This is a genomic window from Chryseobacterium turcicum, assembly GCF_021010565.1.
GTDB classification, from domain to species: domain Bacteria; phylum Bacteroidota; class Bacteroidia; order Flavobacteriales; family Weeksellaceae; genus Chryseobacterium; species Chryseobacterium turcicum.
On record NZ_JAJNAY010000001.1, the window covers coordinates 1,360,312 to 1,377,993 of the forward strand.

Genomic DNA, 17,682 nt, shown 5'->3' on the forward strand with positions numbered 1-17,682 from the left:
ATCTTTTTCATCATCACTTGTTATTTAATTATTTTTTTTGAGTACTCTTTCCCTGCTGACAATGCCTTTAAGATATAAACACCTTTAGAGCTAAGTTGTACACGAATGAGTTTAGAGTTTTCATTAATAGTCTGAATTTTTCTTCCAGCCGCATCAAATATTTCTATTTTTTCAATATTTTTATCGTTTCTCACTATAAAATCTTGTCCATCTCTATACACTTCAAAAGCATCTTTTTTAACTTCAGCAGTTGCCAAAACACTAAGTTTGTAAACAATCTCAAATCTATTGGTGTTTTCTCCTGCATTGGCCGTAAATGAATAAACTCCATTTTGAAGATTGGTATAAGTACCTGTTACTTTATCGTGTAGGTAAATAGCCTGTCCGTTATCAAATAATCCTTCTTTTTTTACTAATGCTATAGTAAAAGCACCATTTTGGAAATGTTTTACTCCTACAGGAACTACATCATTGATATCAAAACTTTCTTTCCCCTGAATGATTAATTTTTGTGCATCAGCTAAGGTGTAGAAAGCATCAGAACCAGTTCCTATTGCTTTAGAATCATAATTATCAAATGAATCTGAGGCTCCGTTTGTATAATCTACCGCAAAAGTATTATTGGTATTGTATTCAGAGTTTAACTTTAACCAAAATTTACCTTCTGTTGAGGAATTATCTTTATTAAAGAAGGTTGCGTTTGTTGCACTTCTCATTTCGTTATTAAAGGTTAAAGATGTATCAACAGAAGCATTTAAAGTCTTAATAATAAATCCTTGACCAATATTCGCAACTGTACCCATTGGAACAACGGCCGTTCCTCCGTTATCATTTGGAGCCGGAACCCAAGTAGGGTTGGCGCTGTTAGCAGCATTGAAAGTAGCATATCCGTAATTGGTAGTCGTAGCACCGTTTTGAAGCGTTACATTCGTGCTTTTGTTATCCCAGAAATAGAATGTACTTGAAATTCTAGCCGAGTTTACGGTATAAAAAGCTCCTAAGTTTAAGTTGGAAGGATAGGGGTTTCCTATTAAATTGAATCCGTTTCCTGAAGTAGCCAATGAAAAAGTTTGCGTTCCGTTATTTGGGGTACCTTCAAAAACTAAAGCAGCGTTTGCAACCGGAGTTTTTATAGAATAGCCTTTACCGAATACAGAAGTTGTAGAAGATGCATTTACATAATTATCAGTTGCGGTGTCGTATTCTGTAATAAACGCCGGCGTTGCCCCTGTATAAATATTCGTTAAATTCTGACCAACAACTGGAGAGGTCCAAAATGCATATTTATTAACCTCGCTCGTTCCGTTTTTCAATGTTTTAAAAGCTCCTGAATAAGATAAATTAGAACCGTCTTTCTGAATAAGGTTACCTCCATCTTCCACTGTTACATTTACAGCTGAAATGGTATTACCTGAAGTGATTTCTAAAATACCACTGTTCTGAATAATAATATTTTTAGCTGTGAAAGTTGGTTGCGAAGCAGTGGAATAAGAGCCCGTTAAAACCACAATTGCTATTGATGACGGTGTTCCGTTTGACCAGCTTGTTCCGTTCCATGTTGTAGTGAATAGATTGTTACAACTTGTTGAGAAGTTTACATTAGGATATGTAGTCTGTAATCCAATCAATTGGGTATCATCTACACAAACGGATAAATTGCTGTTATAATTTTGGAGACTTATGGCTTCATTAGAACTATTTCTTACATTTATAGAAGTAAGATTTGCCATATCATGTGAACTAATAATTTCTAAATGAGAAGCACCAGAAAGATCTAATTGTGTGATTAGAGGACAAGTCTTAGCAAGAACAGTTTTTAAATTAACATTATTGGATAAATTAAAATTCGTCAATAAAGGCGAATATTGAACTTCTAAATTTTCTAAAGCTAGATTGTTTGATAAATCTATTTGATTATGAAAATTATTTCCTGAAAGTTTTAATGATTTTAATTGCGTACAATCAGAAGTATTTAAGTTATTTATTTTTGTATTCCAAATGAGTAGGTCTTCAAGAGATGTACATTGCGCTATATTTAGATTAGTAAATTCGGGGAAATAGCTAATGTAATATGAATAATTTATTTGTTCACCAATTTTTAAACTTTTTAAACTTGAGCAGTTTTGTAGATTTAGGGTATGCAAATCATCGTTTCCAAATATTTCTAAATTTACTAATGCTGTACAATTTTGAGCATTAATTTGTTGTAGTTTTTTAAGAGTTATCAGTAGGTCTGTAGCAGATAAATTTAATGTATGCAGATTGACCAAATTATTTACATCAATACTACTAATAAAAATAATAGTATTGACTAAATTTATTTCTTCAAGTAGCGGACATACAGCAAAGTTAATATTGTTAATTCGCTGATTGTATGCCGTAAGTTTTTTTAATTTTTGAAGTCCTGAAAGGTTTATAGAATTAACATTTCCAAGTATCGCACTTCCAGAGGTATTTGAAGCATAGGTGTATTTGTTTTGATACGAGCAATCTAGTTCTTCCAGATTTATAAGACCGGCTGTCGAAAAATCGACCGAAGGATCATTAAGTCCGGATAATTTTTTTAATGCAGTACATCCATTTATATTTACTGAGGTAAAATAATTACCTGTATTATTGTTACCATGATTGGATACAGTTATTTCCTCTAAATTAATACAGTTATTGGCAACAAGCTCTATGTACTGATTTTGAGCGAGAGGGCTCCAATAATTAGAAGTATTATAATGCGAAGACGAAATTTTAGTTAATGTGCTTAAATTTGGAACATGAATTTTAGTAAGAAGCGGACAGGAATCAATACTTAAATTACTGATATTTGAATTTTCAATATAAAGTTCTTTTATTTCACTAAAGCTAATTAGTGCGGTGCTATTAATCTGTGAGCAATTTTTAATTCTTAAAATATCTCCAGAGCCATGCCAAGGATCTACTAATACAGAAGCGACAACATCAGCAATATTCTGTAAGTTTGAGCAATTATCAAAAGTAAGATTACTTGATACAGTAGTATCTTGAAATGTCGAGCTATAATAACGAGGATTACCCTTAACAATTCTTATTTTATTGTTATTGATAAAATTAATATTGAAAGATTTCGCCATTACAACATACAATTCTTCCATGTTTGGAAATAATAATGCATCTGTAACTCCATCCGGTAAATGTGAATTGTAATAATTGACATTGATATTGTCTGGATCATAAACCTCAAGATCTTTGGTAGGATCAATATACATCAGGTTTGGATCTTGTTTGATCTTGAGTGTTTTCACCTGTTGCGCTTCCGAAACCTGAACTTCACCATCACCATTTACATCGATAGCAATAAAGTTTCCATTTAAATCTTTGGCGATTTGGTTGGTAGTAGTAGAGCTTAAGATTAAAGCTTTAAATTTAGAATCTGCAAAATTTAGATTTTGGGCATAAGCTATAGAAAAACAGCTTACACTAAGTGTAAATAAAATTTTTTTCATGTCATTATGTTTTTAAGTATCAGTTCATTTCAATAGAAAACTGATGTAACAAATATATGAATTGATTTTGTTTCTGAGTTAAAATATTTTACAAATTTTTCAATTTAGATTTATAAATGTAATTTATCACCAAGTAGGGTATTATTTGTTAAACTTTTTTAACCTAAATAGTTAGCTCTTGCAAAGACGCAAAATATTCTTTAGATACTGTGTTAAGGGGCAAATATTCTTGCTCAAAATCTTTGATTTTTTGTGTCTGTATTTTCCAACAAGATTATTTTATTTTAACAAAAAAAAAACCGCAGAAAAATTTCTACGGTTTAAATATATTCACAGCCAACTTGGCTCCTTTTACTTTTTACTTTGCTCTTAAAACTTAAGCTTCACAAGCCGAACAGCTCACAAAATTCACCATCATTTCTTTAGAAACAGATGAACTTCTTTGGTAATACAAAGTTTTCACTCCTTTTTTCCAAGCTTCGATGTAAAGATAATTTACGTCTTTTACTGGCATTGTAGCAGGAATCTGCAAGTTCAGAGACTGAGCCTGGTCGATGTACTGTTGTCTTTGTGCCGCCTGAGAAATAATCTCCATCGGAGAAATCTCTTTAAACGTTTTAAATACTGCTTTTTCTTCGTCAGACAATTCATTTAAATGTTGTACTGAACCGTGATTCAACATAATTGTTCTCCATGTTTCCTCATTGTCAAGACCTTTCGCTTCCAACAATTTTGCTAAGTATTTATTCTTACGCATGAAATTTCCTTTCGCCAAACCAGCTTTGTAATAGTTTGAAGCAAAAGGCTCAATTCCAGGAGACGTTTGTCCTAAAATCGCAGAACTAGAAGTGGTAGGAGCAATCGCCATTACCGTTGTATTTCTCATTCCGTAACCTTTTAAGATTTCCGGTTCTCCGTAGATGTTTGCCAATTCTTTTGACGCAATATCCGCTTGCGCTCTGATGTGTTTGAAAGCTCTTGCATTAAACTGCGTCGCCTCAAAACTCTCAAAAGGAATCATATTTTTCTGAAGATAAGAGTGGTAACCCAAAACGCCTAAACCTAAAGCTCTGTGACGCATTGCGAAGTCTCTTGCTCCCTGAAGGTAATAATTTCCTTCCGTTTTTTCGATAAATTCAGACAAAACAGCGTCAAGGAAATAGATTGCCAATTGTACTGCGTTTGTATCTTTCCACTCGTCGTACAATTCTAAGTTCATCGAAGACAAACAGCAGATGAAAGATTCCTGTCTTGTAGACGGAAGCATAATTTCCGAACAAAGATTACTTGCATTAATCGTTAATCCAAGGTCTTTATAAACCTGAGGTTTGTTTCTGTTCACGTTATCGGTAAAGAAAATATAAGGAAGACCTTTTTGCTGACGGCTTTCCAAAACTCTCGCCCAGATTTTACGCTTGTCGGCATCACCGTCAATCATATCTTGCATCCAGTAATCTGGTACACAAATTCCTGTAAAAAGGTTCTGAATAGGGCTTCCGATATCTTTAATTGATAAAAATTCTTCAATATCACCGTGGTCAACATCAAGATACGCCGCAAAAGCACCTCTTCTTACACCACCTTGCGATACAACATCCATTGAAGTGTCAAAAAGTTTCATAAACGAAACCGCACCAGAAGATTTTCCGTTATCGGTCACCGCAGTTCCTCTGTTACGAAGTTCACCGAAATATCCCGAAGTTCCACCTCCAATTTTGGTCTGCATGATAACCTCACCCATTTTGTGGGTAATTCCCTCAATGCTGTCTGGAATATGTACATTGAAGCAAGAGATTGGAAGACCTCTCTGCGTTCCCATATTCGCCCATACCGGAGAAGAAAAACTAATCCATCCTTTCATGATCATCTCCTTGAAAGCTGGTTGTAGTTCAGGTTTGTATAATTTTTTTGCTGCAGCAGTGGTGATTCTGTCGATTGCACCGTCTACGGTTTCCCCTTTCAAAAGGTAACCTCTATTCAGCATTTGCTCAGATTCTTCGTTGAGCCACCAGATGTTGTTGTTTTGTTCTTCCATTTTTTATATTGTTCTCGATACTTCAATGCCCGTTTATCATTGCGAGGCACGAAGCAATCTGTTGTTTTTATTTTTTTTTAGAGCAGAAAATTTTGTCTTTCTCCTCACTTTTCTACCTGCTTTCCGCTATATCTTTTTTGCAATTGCGAACAACGTTTATTCATCCGTTGAACTTTTTCTCCTTCGCAATCCCAAAAAAGGATGCCGCTTCAATCAGGGCTAAGACGACGTTTTGTTTTTCTTTTCACTTTGTCAAAGTTGAAAATCTTTGACAAAGTTTTTAATGCTTTTGAATCAACCGTGTCAAGGTTTTAAACCTTGACACGGTTTTTTGCGCAAAAAAAATCCTTTTTAAGTTTTGGCTAAAGCCAATCGGATTTTTTCTCATTTTAAAACGGGCTAAAGCCCGTTCCTATTGAATTTTAATTAAACCTAACGGGTTTTCAAAACCCGTTAGGTTTTTTTGAGCCAATTATTTCTTTCTGTCATTGCGAGGAACGAAGAAATCTATCTATTCAGTCATACTATTAATTAGTGTTTCAGTCATTATTTCAGACTCTACCCAATTAACAGATAATTTGATAAGTAGTTTTAAATCGGATAGATCTTTTGTTGCCCATTTTTTTACATAATGAGTGTGATCGTTTCCCAGCCAAACAGCTCTTTTTGCTGTTTCTTTTAGTCTTAAATCTTCAACAAATTCGTTTATACATTTTCCTAAAAGGAGTTTCTTGATAAGATCTTCTTTGTGAGGATTTTTAGTAATTATATAGTCTTTAATTAAAAATTCTAATGCTTTTCTATAACCAACACCACATATTTCTAATAAATTATTTTGTTCTGCAAAATAAGCTTCATTATAAATTTTTATAAAATATGGAGATAGGTTTTCAATTTGTTCGGAAAATTTTTCCTGAATAACATTTCCTTTAATTATCTTGCTAAAATAATGTAAATAATGATCATGTTGCTTCAAGTATTCTGCAGCAAATGATATTTCACATTTAGGATTCGGACAGCTTAAAAAAACGAAAGTTTTATCTCCTTTCCTTGAAAGTCTTTTACTGCTAATTATTGGAATTATTTTTTGGTGGCATTCTGGACAATTTTCAGGATGATCTACCAAATGGAATGTTCCATGATGTGTTGAATCATTAAAAGCACAAAAACTAGTCATAATTTAAAACAAATCATTAGCCGTAATACTCTTATCATGCTTCGTATAATCCACAGGTCTTTTTGCAAAGAAATCATCCATAGAATTAGCGAAAACTTCTTCTTCAAACCATTTCATAGGGCTGTATTGTTCAGCAGTGGTATTGTAACGTTTTTCCATATTGATTTTAACTAAACTTTCGTCAACACGGTATTTCATAAAGTTGATTAAATCTAGTTTTGAGAATTTATCAAGTTCACCCATTTCAAAGATCCAATCCAAAATTTCTCCTTCCACTTCAATAGATTGGTCTACCAAAGTGTAAATGTCTTCGATGTCAGAATCAGTTAAAAGATCCGGCTGCTCTTCACGAATTTTATTGATTAAGTAAATCCCACCGTTAGCGTGAATCTGCTCATCAATAGATGTCCAAGCGATAATATTGGAAACATTTTTCATGTACCCTTTAAATCTTGTAAACGAAAGAATAATCGCAAATTGAGAAAATAAAGACACATTCTCAATCAAAATACTGAATAAAAGTAAAGAAGAAACATACTCTTTCGGAGTTGCCGAATTGGCGTGCTTCAAAACATTAGATAAGAAATCAATTCTTTTCTTCAACGCAGGAACTTCTACAACGTGAGCAAACTCTTCATTGTAACCCAAAACTTCAAGCAAACGAGAATACGCCTCCGAATGACGGAATTCACATTCTGCAAATGTAGAACCTAAACCATTCAGTTCCGGCTTTGGAAGGTGGTTGTAAAGATTTCCCCAAAATGATTTTACCGAAACTTCGATTTGAGCAATCGCCAAAAGCGCATTTTTTACAGCATTTTTTTCGTGCGGCTCAAGCTGCGACTGAAAATCTTGAACGTCTGCTGTGAAATCTACTTCTGAGTGTACCCAGAACGATTTATTGATGGCTTCTGTAAACTGAAGAACTTCAGGATACTCAAACGGCTTGTAGCTTACTCTTTTATCGAAAATTCCCATATTATAAATTTTATGTCTTTTTTTGTAAAAAAATCAAATTCTGAAAATACTATCACCAAAATGATAAGTATTTGATTTTTTGAAAGTTAATAAACTGATTTTTTTATGGTTAATCAAAAATTAGCTTCTCCAAAATTTCTCTACAAAGTTAGAAAATGAAGACTGATTTTGAAAGGGGTAAAGAGTAATTGGCTGGCTTTTAACCTGAAAAGTTTTCCACAATTACCCGAAACGTCCTCTACTGCTGGTTTATAGTGCTTTATGATTTTTAAATGACCCTTACATGAAATATAGATTTAAACGAGTTGTTTTAAGTTGTTTATTATTAGGTGTTTAAGCGCTAAACACTTCTTTTTTCTTAATAAATTGCTGTATTTGTAACAAATCTTTTCTTACTACTACTTATTAGATAATAAAAAGTATAACTCAATGCTGGTAATTCAGGATCTACATAAATCATACGACACAGGAAAAAGTAAACTTCACGTTTTGAAAGGCATTGACCTTACTATTGAAGCCGGTGAATTTGTCTCTATTATGGGAAGTTCAGGATCCGGAAAATCAACTTTGCTGAATATTATCGGAATTTTGGACGAGAAAGACAGCGGCGTTTACAACCTCGACGGTATTCCCATCGAGTATCTTAATGAAATAAAAGCTGCCGAGTACCGCTCTCAATTTTTAGGATTCGTTTTCCAGTCGTTTAATTTGATTGGATATAAAACAGCTTTAGATAATGTTGCGCTTCCTTTGTACTATCAAAACGTTCCGAGAAAAGAACGAAATCAAAGAGCAATGGAATATCTTGAGAAAGTAGGTCTTGCACAATGGGCAAATCATTTACCCAACGAACTTTCGGGTGGACAAAAACAGAGAGTTGCCATCGCAAGAGCTTTAATTACCAATCCTAAAGTGGTTTTAGCGGATGAACCAACCGGAGCTTTAGATTCAAAAACGACGCATGATATTATGAAACTGCTTCAGGATATTAATAATGAAGGAAGAACAATCATCGTAGTTACCCACGAAAACGACGTAGCTGCACAAACCAAAAGAAATGTCATTTTACGAGACGGTATTATCGAGAGTGACGAGTTTATTGAGCAAATTGTGTTGTAAAAGAGCCAAGTAAAAAGGCAAAATAGTAAAGTTTAAGAAAGTGAAAAACTTAAGTTTTAAACACAAAATTGTATTTCAGTAATAATAAAAAATCAGGTAATCTGTAAAAAATCCATAATGAACGCTTTTGTATGTTGCATTGGGCTCTTTTAACTTTTTACTTGGCTCCTAAATTTAAATTATGTTTGATCTAGACCGTTGGCAGGAAATATTCAGTTCTATTCGCAGCAATGTTTTGCGTACGGTGCTTTCAGGGTTTACTGTGGCACTTGGGCTTTTCATATTCATTGTTCTTTTCGGAATTGGAAAGGGGTTACAGAATGCCTTTACCGAAGGTTTTGCAAGAGATGCCCAAAATCTTATTCAGATTACTACCGGGAAAACAACGATTGCCTATAAAGGGCTTCAGTCTGACCGTGAAGTAACAATGAATAATGATGATTATGATTTCTTGGTCAATGCTGACAAAGAAAAAGTAGAATATACAACCCCGAGGTATGCTGCTAATCTCTTGGTGAAATATGGTAAGGAAAGTGGAAGTTATCAAATTAATGGTGGTGACACGGATGAAATATTTGTCGAAAATAGAAAAATGTTGGACGGAAGATACCTGTCTCCCAATGATTTGAATAACAAGCAGCACGTTGCCGTAATCGGAAGAATGGTGCAGCGGGATTTAATTAAAAACGGAAATCCTGTCGGAAAAGATATTGATATCAACGGAACGATGTTTAAAGTAATCGGTGTTTTCTCAGATGACGGCGGAGATTGGGATGAAAGGCATATTGCTGTGCCTATTACCACCCTTCAACAGATGAAAAAGGGTTCAGATACGGTAAGCACTGCATTTATCGCTTATGACGAAAAACTTACTCCCGAGCAGGCAATTAAATATGGAGATGAGCTTAAAGATAAATTAAAATCACGAAAAAACGTTTCTCCCGATGACGAAAATGGCGTCAGAGTCTGGAACAATGCTCAGAATATGAATGATACATTTGCCATCATGTTTGCACTTACTCTTATTGTAGGATTTATTGGTGCAGGTACGCTTCTAGCCGGAATCATCGGAATTAGCAACATTATGGTCTATATTGTGAAGGAAAGAACTAAAGAAATCGGTGTACGAAAAGCGATTGGTGCAAAGCCAGGAAGTATTGTAGGATTGATTGTTCAGGAAAGTGTGGTCATCACGGTCGTTTCCGGATTGGTGGGTGTTGGTATAGGAGTTTTAACTTTAAATCTCATCGGCGACAGTTTAGAGGAATATTTTATTAAAAATCCAAGTGTAGGAACTACGGAAATCGTGATGGCGTTTGTGGCTCTCGTACTTTCGGGCTTAATTGCAGGGTTTGTTCCCGCACGAAGAGCATCGAAAATTAGACCTATCGAAGCGTTGCGAACAGAATAATTTAATTTGAAAATTTGACAGTCTGTTAATTTGAAAACGAAATTCAAATTAAATATTATAAATTATAATTCATAACTCAAAAAAGTGAATATTTTATTTAAAAAAGATACATGGCAGGAAATCTATTATTCTCTTCGGAATAATAAGCTCCGCACCTTTCTCACCATGATTGGCGTAGGGTGGGGAATGTTCTTGTATGTAAGTCTCCTCGGAGCAGCAAAAGGTCTTGAAAATGGTTTTGATAAGCTTTTCTCGGGATTTGCAACCAACACAATCTTTCTTTGGGCTCAAAACACATCCATCCCTTATGACGGCTTTCCCAAAGGCAGAGAGATGAATTTGCGCCTGTCTGATATAGATTTGTTAGAGAAAAAAGTTCATGAGGTAGACTATATTTCACCTCAAAACTCACGCGGAAACTTTGGTAGTGCAGGCGAGCAAATGTCTAGAAATGGAAAATATGCAACCTATACCTTAACCGGAGATTCGCCGATTGGAAACAAAATTTCTGAGAAAAAACTGATTTTTGGAAGATATCTTAATGATGCCGATCTTTCTCAGAATAAAAATGTTGCCGTTATTGGAGAAGAGATTTATAAAAACTTTTTCGATGCCAAAAAGAAAGAAGACCCTTTGGGGAAATCGATTAATGTAAAAGGCATTTTCTTCAATGTAATTGGTGTTTTCAGAGTGAAAAGAGGCGGCCCGATGGAAAATGACCGTACAGTTTACATTCCACTTTCTTCTTTTAGCAGTTTGTTTAATAACGGCGACAAAATTGATGTTTTTTCTGTTGTGAGTAAACCTGATGCAGAAGTGAATGAGGTAGAAGTAAAGATTAAAAATGTTTTAAAAACTAAAAATAAAGTTTCACCTGATGATACCAATGCTTTCGGAAGTTTTAACCTTGGAAAAGAATTTAAAAAACTTACCGGTTTCCTTGACGGAATGCAGCTTTTAACGATTATTGTGGGAACTCTTACTATTCTTGCCGGAGTTATAGCCATTTCCAATATTCTTTTAATTACAGTTACAGAAAGAACTAAAGAAATTGGTATCAGAAGAGCTTTAGGAGCAAAACCAGCTGAAGTAAGAAATCAGATTTTGCTGGAAAGCGTTGTGATAACCATTTCGTCCGGGCTTTTAGGTTTTATGTTTGGACTTCTATTATTGATTGGATTAGATGCTTGGGCACAATCCAATGAAAATATTCCTTTGTATAACCCAACAGTCAATTTCGGAAATGTCTTCAGTGCAATGGCAATTATGGTTTTCTTAGGATTAATCATTGGGATGATTCCTGCACAGAGAGCCGTTAAAATCAGACCAATTGAAGCTTTAAGAAGTGAATAATTAATAATTTGAAAATAAGTTAATTTAAAAATTTGAAAATGAAATGTTTGTTCAAATTTTAATCTTTTAATTAAAAAATAAACTATATATGAAAAAGAAATTTAGCTGGAAGAAAGCAATTTACATCATTCTCGGAATTATTTTCGCAGGAGTATTGATTATGGGAATCAGCTATTTGGTGAAATCAAATTCAAAAGAAACGGAGGCTTTCCTTACCCGAAAACCGAAAATCCAGAATATGGAAGATAAGGTGATGGCTACCGGAAAAATTGTTCCAAAAGAAGAAATTGAAATTAAACCCAATATTGCCGGAATTATCGATAAAATTTTGGTAGATGAAGGAGATAGAGTAGAAGCAGGACAATTAATTGCCACGGTGAGAATTATTCCCAACATTGCAGAAGTAAACAATGCTACACAAAACGTTCAAAATGCACAGCTTCAGATTAATAATGCTAAGATGAATCTTTCTAATATGCAGACTCAGTTTGCGATGTCTGAAAAATTATTCAAGCAAGGAGTAATTTCAAAACAAGAATATCTGACGGCTCAACAGCAGTTATATACCCAACAACAAACGCTGAAAAATGCCAATCAACAATTGGTAACTGCTCAAAAGTCTTTACAGATTGTAAAGACGGGGGCTATTCCGGAATTGCAAGGTTTGGCGACCACTCAAATTCGTTCTAAAGCTGCAGGTACCGTTCTTGAAGTTCCTGTAAAAGTAGGAAGTCAGGTAATTGAAGCGAACTCTTTCAACGCAGGAACTACAATTTGTTCGATTGCAGATTTAAATTCATTGATTTTTCAAGGTGAAATTGATGAAGCTCAAGCCGGAAAACTAAAGCAGGGAATGGATATGAAAATCGTGATTGGAGCTCTTCAGAATAAATCATTTCCGGGAACGCTTACGATGATTGCTCCTAAAGGAAAAGATCAAAACGGAACGATAAAATTCCCGGTAGAAGGTGACGTGAAAAACCCGAATAACGAATACATTAGAGCCGGATTTTCTGCCAACGGAGAAATCGTTTTAAAATCAGAAAAAAATGCATTGCTTTTGGATGAATCTTTGGTTCAGTACGAAAAGAAAAACGGAAAAGACGTTTCTTTTGTTGAAGTAAAACAAAAAGACGGAAAATTCAAAAAAGTGTATGCAAAATTGGGTGCGAGCGACGGAATTAATGTACAGATTTTACCGGGTTCTGGTATTGATCAAAACTCCGATATAAAAGTTTGGAATCCTTCAGATAAAGACAAAGAAGAATTAAAAGAAAAAGCGAAGAAATAAATTCGTTTTGATTATAAATAATGTGAATTTGATATCAATCATCTTGTTTTCAGATTGTTGATTTTATAAGCTAATTCATCGTTTTTTAACGCAAAGATTTATTTTTCTTGATATTTTACTTTAATAAACAAAGATGAATCAATGAATTGATTTAATTTAATGAAGCTCATGCATATATTTTACGCTTAATCAACTTGTTCGATAATCTTTGGACTAAAGTCAAAATTATTTTAAGTAAATCTTTGCGTAAAAAGAATAATCGATTTCATATTAAATAAAAAAGTCCCAGATTTTCTGGGACTTTTTTATGCTTTTTACTACAGATTTCAAATCTTATTGGAGTTTAAAATTAGCTTAAAAACTTAATTTCTTTGTCTTTAAATTTATTTTTTACCACGATTTTATTCATCGTCGTCAACATTTTTCTACGCAGTTTAGCTAGTTTTCTTACATTTTTATCTTCACTGTAATCAAAGATATTGTCTTTAAAACTAAATGTATCGCCGTCTTTAAATTCGATTTTACTTTTCTTTAATTCACCCAAAAGCATAAGGTTGGTCATGCTTTCAAGAAGTAAATGTTCAGATTTACCAAGAGATTTTAAAGAAATAAGGAGCTGTTTTTTATATTTTTTCTTTGCCATAATTTAGACGGTTTCGTTTTAAGATTTATGCAAATATATCATTTTCATTATAACTAAATTTTGATATTAATTTTTTATCAATTTTACATATCTTAAAGTTAAAAATTAAAATTTATTTTCTCTAGTAACTTTATTATCGTAATATTGCAATATTAAAATAAGAAGATGGGACTTACAAAAACAGAAATTTTTACTGAAAAGCAAAACAGATTGGCAACAGTTTTTAAAGTTTTGGGTCACCCTGCAAGAATTGCAATTCTACAGCATATTATCAATCAAAATGCGTGTATCTGTAACGATTTGGTAGAAGAGTTAGGTTTAGCACAAGCTACGATTTCGCAACATTTAAAAGAGTTGAAAAATATAGGAATCATCAAAGGAACGATAGAAGGTAAGTCTGTTTGCTATTGTATTGAAGATACCATCTGGAAAACAATTCAAGATGAGATAGGAATGTTTTTCATTCAAAATCCTCAATCAGAATCATGCTGTTAAAAGCATTTTTTTTATTATAAATTATCGTAATATAGCAATGTTACGATTTTAAATTAATTTAATATCAATATTATGAAACTTTCAAAAATTAAAGAAATTTTACCTTCATTAGAAAATGTAGAATTTCAATTAGAAAACGGAACTTTTGTACCAGAACATTTTCACGTAACAGAAGTAGGACAAATCACTAAAAAATTTATCGATTGTGGCGGAGTAATCCGTTCAGAAAAAGTAGTGAATTTTCAGTTATGGAATGCTGATGATTTTGAGCATCGCCTAAAACCTGGAAAGCTTTTAAACATCATTCAGCTTTCAGAAGAAAAATTAGGAATAGAAGACTCCGAAATTGAAGTAGAGTATCAATCACAAACCATCGGGAAATACGATTTAGAATTTAATGGGAAATATTTTGTTTTAATGAATAAAACCACCGCTTGTCTTGCGCAGGATGCTTGCGGAATTCCTTCTGAAAAAGAAAAGAAAAATCTTTCAGAATTAACTTTAAATTCAGAAAATTCTTGCCAACCCGGAAGTGGATGTTGCTAGTTTTTTCAGCTACGAATACACGAGTAATAAAGTTAATATTTGTGTATTCGTAGCCATTTAATAATATCGAATTATTCAAAAATGAAACAAGAAATTAAAGAACGTTGCGATATCATCAGCAAAAATTTTAAAGAAATTAATGCTGAAAGAAAAGTTTTATTGGAAAAATTAGCCAATCATATTCAAGAGAAATTAAATGTAGGTAAGGAAATCAATTTGGTTTACGTTTGCACGCATAATTCCCGCAGAAGTCATTTGGGACAGATTTGGGCAAAAATGGCTGCCGATTTTTATGGTGTCAATGTTAATACTTTTTCTGCAGGAACTGAAGCGACTGCTTTCAATCAAAATGTCATCAATACATTGAGAACTGAGGGTTTTCAAGTAAAAAAATTAGAAGAAACGAATAATCCTAAGTATGATGTTATTTTTGGAGACAATAAATCAACTCTCTGTTTTTCAAAAACAATTGATGATGAAACTTTGCCCAAAGAAAATTTTGTTGCTATAATGACTTGTGGAGATGCAGACGAAAACTGTCCGTTTATTCCAGGTTGTGATTTGCGAATTGGGACTACTTATTTTGACCCAAAATCTTACGATAATTCTATTCTTCAGGACGAAAAATATATTGAAAGAAGCAACCAAATTGCGATGGAATGTTTATATGTTTTTTCTTTAATTAAAAAAATAATTTGATGCAACCCAAACTCAAATTTCTTGACCGTTATCTTACTCTGTGGATTTTCTTTGCAATGGTAATTGGAGTAGGTTTAGGATTTTTATTTCCAAATATTTCTACGATTACCAACTCGTTATCTGTAGGAACTACTAGTATTCCGCTAGCAATGGGCTTGATTTTGATGATGTATCCGCCGCTTGCAAAAGTAGATTACACTTTATTACCAATAGCTTTTAACGATAAAAAAGTATTATCACTTTCATTGTTGCTTAATTGGATTATTGGCCCAATTTTAATGTTTATTCTCGCAATTGTTTTCCTGAAAAATGAACCAGATTATATGGTTGGATTAATCTTGATTGGCTTGGCAAGATGTATTGCGATGGTAATTGTTTGGAATGATTTAGCTAAAGGAAATCGAGAATATGCTGCGCTTTTGGTGGCTTTGAACAGTGTATTCCAAATTTTCTCTTACAGCTTTTTTGTATGGATATTTATCAATGTTTTACCGCAGAAATTAGGTTTGGGAAGCTTTAACGTTTCTATACCCATGCAAGATGTAACTAAAAGTGTTTTAGTTTATCTGGGAATTCCTTTTTTAGCAGGTTTTTTATCTCGTTATTTTTTAGTGAAATTAAAAGGAGTAGAATGGTATCACCGAAAATTTATACCAAAGATTTCTCCGATTACCTTGTATGCATTATTATTTACTATTGTTTTGATGTTTGCTTTAAAGGGTGATAAAATGGTAGAACTCCCGATGGATGTTTTGAAAGTAGCAATTCCTCTTGTTATCTATTTTGTATTGATGTTTTTTGTAAGTTTTTTCATTAATAAATTGATGAATGTTTCTTATGATAAAAATGCTTCAATATCATTTACGGCTACAGGAAATAATTTTGAATTGGCAATTGCAGTGGCTATTTCTGTCTTCGGAATTCATTCTGCACAAGCTTTTGTCGGTGTTATAGGTCCTTTGATAGAAGTTCCTGTATTGATTTTGCTGGTGAGAGCTAGTTTGTGGTTAAAGAAAAAATTCTATTAAAATTAAATTTAAAAAGTAAAGACTTAAGTGTAAAAATCATTGTAAGAAATACCTAATTCTACACTAAATTCCGTATTTTTGGGGTTCAAAATCTAAAAATCTAAGAATAAATGGACATTATTTTTGACCTTATCGAAAAAGAAAGAGAAAGACAATCCCACGGATTAGAGCTTATTGCTTCAGAAAACTTTGTTTCTGAAAATGTAATGAAAGCAATGGGAAGTGTATTGACGAATAAATATGCAGAAGGATACCCTGGAAAAAGATATTACGGAGGTTGTGAAGTAGTAGATGAGGTTGAAACATTGGCTATCGAAAGAGCAAAGCAGCTTTTTGGTGTTGATTATGTAAATGTTCAGCCGCATTCTGGTTCTCAGGCTAACGCTGCGATTTATTTGGCAGTTTTGAAACCTGGAGACAAAATTATGGGGATGGATCTTTCTATGGGAGGTCACCTTACTCACGGTTCTGCAGTGAATTTTTCAGGAATTCAGTATAATGTAGTTTCTTACGGAGTACAGCAGGAAACTGGTTTGATTGATTATGACCAAATGAGAGAAGTGGCGTTGAGAGAAAGACCAAAAATGTTGATTGCTGGTTTCTCGGCGTATTCAAGAGATTTAGATTATGCTAAATTCAGAGAGGTTGCAGATGAAATCGGTGCTACACTTTGGGCAGATATTGCGCATCCTGCAGGTTTAGTAGCAAAAGGATTATTAAATTCTCCATTCGAGCACTGTCATGTTGTAACCACTACGACTCACAAGACGTTAAGAGGTCCAAGAGGAGGAATGATTATGATGGGGAAAGATTTTGAAAATACATACGGACACAAAACTCCAAAAGGTGAAATCAAGCAGATGAGCCAGGTTCTTGACGGAGCTGTTTTCCCAGGAATTCAGGGCGGCCCGCTAGAGCATGTGATTGCAGGGAAGGCAATTGCTTTCGGTGAAGCACTTGATGACCAATTCTTAACGTATGCAAAACAAGTTAAATCTAACGCTCAGGCTTTATCTAAAGCGATGGTAGATTTAGGTTTTGATATTGTAAGTGGTGGGACTGATAATCACTTGATGTTGGTAGACCTTAGAAATAAAGGCGTAAACGGAAAAGAAACTGAAAAAGCTTTGGTGAAAGCTGATATTACTTGTAATAAAAATATGGTTCCTTTTGATGATAAATCTCCGTTCACGACTTCGGGTATCAGATTAGGAACTGCAGCAATCACGACAAGAGGTCTTAAAGAAAATGATATGAACACGATTGCAGAATTAATTTCTGAAGTAGTAGACAATATCAAAAATGAAGAAGTAATTGCAGACACTAGAAAGAAAGTAAACCAATTAATGGAAGGAAAGGCTTTATTTAATTATTAAGAATTGCTATTTAGCTGATAGCAGTTTGCTTTTGGCTCTTTAATATAAAAACAAA

14 protein-coding genes are annotated in these 17,682 nt (G+C 33.7%); 9 read left to right on the top strand and 5 right to left on the bottom strand.

Features of this window, described 5'->3' with window-relative positions:
- Nucleotides 1-20: 20 nt before the first annotated feature.
- The 4 genes from LO744_RS06305 to LO744_RS06320 all read right to left on the bottom strand — a co-directional run bounded on the left by LO744_RS06305 (nt 21) and on the right by LO744_RS06320 (nt 7,666).
- The gene (locus LO744_RS06305; protein WP_230667987.1) at nt 21-3,476 is read right to left on the bottom strand and encodes a T9SS type A sorting domain-containing protein; all 3,456 of its coding nucleotides are present in this window, start codon (nt 3,474-3,476) and stop codon (nt 21-23) included.
- A 376-nt stretch (nt 3,477-3,852) separates the two neighbouring features.
- On the bottom strand, nt 3,853-5,511 hold the full coding sequence (locus LO744_RS06310; protein WP_230667990.1) for a ribonucleoside-diphosphate reductase subunit alpha: 1,659 nt from the start codon (nt 5,509-5,511) through the stop codon (nt 3,853-3,855).
- Nucleotides 5,512-6,022: 511 nt separating this feature from the next.
- Nucleotides 6,023-6,688: a DUF4145 domain-containing protein gene (locus LO744_RS06315; protein WP_230667993.1), complete on the bottom strand. Its 666-nt coding sequence runs from the start codon at nt 6,686-6,688 to the stop codon at nt 6,023-6,025.
- A gap of 3 nt (nt 6,689-6,691) precedes the next feature.
- Complete coding sequence (locus LO744_RS06320) at nt 6,692-7,666, bottom strand: ribonucleotide-diphosphate reductase subunit beta (RefSeq protein WP_230667999.1); 975 nt, start codon at nt 7,664-7,666, stop codon at nt 6,692-6,694.
- Nucleotides 7,667-8,095: 429 nt separating this feature from the next.
- On the opposite strand from LO744_RS06320, the gene LO744_RS06325 reads away from it, so the two are divergent.
- The 4 genes from LO744_RS06325 (at nt 8,096) to LO744_RS06340 (ending at nt 12,840) form a co-directional block, all read left to right on the top strand.
- The gene (locus LO744_RS06325) at nt 8,096-8,785 is read left to right on the top strand and encodes an ABC transporter ATP-binding protein (protein WP_230668002.1); all 690 of its coding nucleotides are present in this window, start codon (nt 8,096-8,098) and stop codon (nt 8,783-8,785) included.
- 181 nt (nt 8,786-8,966) lie between these two features.
- Nucleotides 8,967-10,196 (top strand): ABC transporter permease, encoded by a 1,230-nt coding sequence (locus LO744_RS06330; RefSeq protein ID WP_230668015.1) that lies wholly within the window; start codon nt 8,967-8,969, stop codon nt 10,194-10,196.
- Nucleotides 10,197-10,280: 84 nt separating this feature from the next.
- Entirely contained in the window at nt 10,281-11,549 is a 1,269-nt protein-coding gene (locus LO744_RS06335) for an ABC transporter permease (RefSeq protein WP_230668018.1), read from the top strand.
- A gap of 88 nt (nt 11,550-11,637) precedes the next feature.
- Entirely contained in the window at nt 11,638-12,840 is a 1,203-nt protein-coding gene (locus LO744_RS06340; RefSeq protein WP_230668021.1) for an efflux RND transporter periplasmic adaptor subunit, read from the top strand.
- Between the two features lie 349 nt (nt 12,841-13,189).
- Here LO744_RS06340 and LO744_RS06345 read toward each other — a convergent pair whose 3' ends face one another.
- Nucleotides 13,190-13,483 (bottom strand): hypothetical protein, encoded by a 294-nt coding sequence (locus LO744_RS06345; protein ID WP_230668024.1) that lies wholly within the window; start codon nt 13,481-13,483, stop codon nt 13,190-13,192.
- A gap of 165 nt (nt 13,484-13,648) precedes the next feature.
- On the opposite strand from LO744_RS06345, the gene LO744_RS06350 reads away from it, so the two are divergent.
- From LO744_RS06350 to glyA, 5 genes are all read left to right on the top strand, one after another.
- Nucleotides 13,649-13,978, top strand: coding sequence for an ArsR/SmtB family transcription factor (locus LO744_RS06350; protein ID WP_230668027.1), 330 nt, complete (start codon nt 13,649-13,651; stop codon nt 13,976-13,978).
- A 72-nt stretch (nt 13,979-14,050) separates the two neighbouring features.
- Complete coding sequence (locus LO744_RS06355) at nt 14,051-14,524, top strand: DUF6428 family protein (protein ID WP_230668030.1); 474 nt, start codon at nt 14,051-14,053, stop codon at nt 14,522-14,524.
- 81 nt (nt 14,525-14,605) lie between these two features.
- Nucleotides 14,606-15,223: a low molecular weight phosphatase family protein gene (locus LO744_RS06360; RefSeq protein ID WP_230668032.1), complete on the top strand. Its 618-nt coding sequence runs from the start codon at nt 14,606-14,608 to the stop codon at nt 15,221-15,223.
- A complete protein-coding gene (gene arsB / locus LO744_RS06365) occupies nt 15,223-16,251 on the top strand; it encodes an ACR3 family arsenite efflux transporter (RefSeq protein WP_230668035.1) in 1,029 nt (342 codons plus the stop codon). Before LO744_RS06360 ends, arsB begins: the two co-directional genes overlap by 1 nt.
- A 110-nt stretch (nt 16,252-16,361) precedes the next feature.
- Entirely contained in the window at nt 16,362-17,627 is a 1,266-nt protein-coding gene (glyA, locus tag LO744_RS06370) for a serine hydroxymethyltransferase (RefSeq protein WP_230668044.1), read from the top strand.
- Nucleotides 17,628-17,682: the final 55 nt, after the last annotated feature.